Origin of the sequence: Roseovarius sp. A-2 (assembly GCF_002072155.1) — a bacterium.
GTDB lineage: Bacteria > Pseudomonadota > Alphaproteobacteria > Rhodobacterales > Rhodobacteraceae > Roseovarius.
The window spans coordinates 1-809 of record NZ_BDIY01000102.1 but is presented as its reverse complement, the minus strand read 5'-3'; the positions used below and the strand labels follow the sequence as shown (position 1 = coordinate 809).

Sequence of the window (809 nt, the reverse complement as noted above, 5' to 3'; positions counted from 1 at the left end):
GGCATTGCCAACTTGTTTGGGCGTGGGCTTTCGCATAGTCAGCCGGGATGAAGATACCTTGCACGATGCCTCGCCTGAAAGGCTACCGCTTCCCTCGTGAAATCGTCGCCTATGCGGTCTGGGCGTATCATCGTTTTGCGCTCAGCACCGCAGATGTCGAGGATCTGCTTGCCGAACGCGGCGTGATAGTCAGCCGGGAAACCGTCCGGAACTGGGTGAATCGGTTTGGCCGTCATTTCGCCGATTGCATCAAGCGCGACAGACCTGGCACCAGTGACAAATGGCACTTGGATGAGGTCGTTGTTCCGATCAATGGTGTGAAGTTCTGGCTCTGGCGGGCCGTCGACGCGGATGGGAATGTGCTCGACATTCTCGTGCAAAAGCAACGCAATGCGAAGGCCGCCAGACGGTTCATGAAACGGTTGATCGACCGATTTGGCGCGCCGCGGGTCGTGATCACCGACAAGCTGCGCAGTTACATCAGGCCGATCCGCAACCTTGCCGCGAAGGCCGATCATCGGGCGCACAAGGGCTTAAACAACCGGATCGAAGGATCCCATCGGCCGACTCGAAAGCGAGAGAAACTCATGGGCCGGTTCAAGTCACCCGGACAGGCGCAGAGATTTCTGGGGGCCCATGACCAGATCAACACGGTCTTCCGTCCCCGCCGCTATCGTCTTTCCGCCACCTCATACCGCCACGCCAGAACTGATGCCTTCGATCTTTGGCAAATCTACGCGCTTGAAATGACGGCCTGACGGGCTCGGGTCAGGCCTCATTCGGGCGGGTGAAAATAAGTTGGCAATGCC

1 protein-coding gene is annotated in these 809 nt (G+C 58.3%); it reads left to right on the top strand.

Annotation, left to right across the window (positions count from 1 at the left end; all coding sequences use genetic code 11):
- Positions 1-47 precede the first annotated feature (47 nt).
- Complete coding sequence (locus BHD06_RS22765) at positions 48-758, top strand: IS6 family transposase (protein WP_080459208.1); 711 nt, start codon at positions 48-50, stop codon at positions 756-758.
- The last annotated feature ends 51 nt before the right edge of the window (positions 759-809 follow it).

What these genes read in the sequence shown, in the direction of transcription:
- BHD06_RS22765 (WP_080459208.1), top strand. Translation starts at nt 48, where the DNA reads ATGAAGATACCTTGCACGATGCCTCGCCTGAAAGGCTACCGCTTCCCT.